Annotated in this window: 1 protein-coding gene; it reads left to right on the plus strand. The window is 30.7% G+C overall.

Going from position 1 to position 1777, the window contains the following annotated elements:
* The first annotated feature begins 1115 nt into the window (after positions 1 to 1115).
* Positions 1116 to 1271, plus strand: a complete 156-nt coding sequence (locus tag EJJ37_RS20595) for a hypothetical protein (protein WP_166484862.1) — start codon at positions 1116 to 1118, stop codon at positions 1269 to 1271.
* Positions 1272 to 1777: the final 506 nt, after the last annotated feature.

Raw genomic sequence — 1777 nt, forward strand, 5'->3', positions numbered from 1 at the left:
CTTAGTCGGGTACGTATGACCGACAAATAAATTATACGGGGTGGAAGTCTAGGTATTAGAGTGCCAGGAGTTGTTATGTTGCCTATGGGTAGACTGTAGGTGTTAAAGTATCAATTAACAAGTCAGAAAGTCAATGAAGCGATATGAAAAAGCGGAATTGTGAAAAAGTTTATCCTATGAAAAAATAGGGTAAACTATGTCTTTCTCGCTCAAATCCCCTACGGAATTGTATTGCCTTCGGCTTTTAATTGCAAGTATAAATTTTAATATGTTTCGATTAAATGATTTGAGTTGATAAGTTAGAAGTAAACCAACTGGAACTTTAAGATCATTGATCTTGGAGTGTAAGACGGTAGTAGGGGTTTGGGGAATGCCCCAACAGTGTCCTGAAGACACGCTTAAATATATATTAGGCAGTCTTGTACCACGCCCCACGAAAATTCTATTGAAAAGTACTTAAAAGCATTGAAAATGCTTGTATCTTCACTTTTAAAAAATGTCGTCAAACATCAAAATGGGTACAAAATAAATTTTTAACAATGTAGAATTTATTTACTTATATGTAATATATAGCAAATTGTTTATTTTAATTGCCAATCAAAAGGAAAAGCAAACGGTAATAGTCCCTTGTGGTCTATGCCGTTGCTTTCCTTTGATGGCTTTAAATTTCTTTTCTCGATACTTATACAAACATTTGCGAACTTGTGTCAACCATGCGCTTTTAGGAGGTATATTTTTGGAATTTACTAATTAAGTTTTAGATTTTAGCAAATTTATGTAAAATATATTGTTATTTTTGAATTTATGTTATATTATATAATTAAAATTAAATAGAAAAAGCACCCAATTAATGAGTGCTTTTCTGGCTCAGTTCTTTGTTAAGTTTGGCGACTTAACAGAGCTACTCGAGGTAATGCGAATACCAGAGCAGGAAGTTAATTCAACTAAACCCGATACAGTGATTATAATATAATTTTTGGTTTAGTTCAATATGTACTCACAAAAAAACGTACGTTTTAAAGTACGTTAAATGTACATTAATTAATTTGATTGTTAACTCTAGGTATTTGCCTAGAGTTTTTTTATTTTATAAGAATTTATAGGGGGTATTATTAATGGATCCATTCCAAAGTTATTTATTAGATAAGATCAATGATTATAGAGATAGGTTAAATAATGAATCAGATGAAAATATAAGATTCTCTATTATTAATTGTTTGGAAGAAGTATTGGAGATTTTTTCTCAGTATGATTTGAATTATAAGCTTTAAATAGTTTGTTTGACAGTCTTGTAATACGTCCCATGGATTTTCGCTTAAAAATGCCTTTAAAGTAGCATTGTTATGCTATTTTCGATTCAAAAAAAAAGTCGTCAGATTGTGTTTTGACGACAAAAATTAAAAAGGTTTAATTAACTTGTAATAAATATAGTTAATATGTATTTAAAAAAAATAATTTCGAAAAATGATGATTTAGCGAAATAATTCCCGATGTCGGGAAAAATGCAGCACAAATAATTAAATATAGAATGGTTCTTTTGGACGAGTTGTTTAAGAGCAATAAGTGGCAACTATAAATAAATACATAAATGTTACATGGAGCAGATGCAGAAAGTCTATGGGGTATATATTAACTGACTTAATATATATCCTTAGTCGGGTACGTATGACCGACAAATAAATTATACGGGGTGGAAGTCTAGGTATTAGAGTGCCAGGAGTTGTTATGTTGCCTATGGGTAGACTGTAGGTGTTAAAGTATCAATTAACAAGTCAGA

Origin of the sequence: Clostridium cuniculi (assembly GCF_004353185.1) — a bacterium.
In the GTDB taxonomy this organism is placed as follows: Bacteria; Bacillota; Clostridia; order Clostridiales; family Clostridiaceae; genus Clostridium; species Clostridium cuniculi.

Bases quoted from the DNA above. Each gene is read 5' to 3' on its own strand.
- EJJ37_RS20595 (WP_166484862.1), top strand. From the start codon at position 1,116: ATGGATCCATTCCAAAGTTATTTATTAGATAAGATCAATGATTATAGA.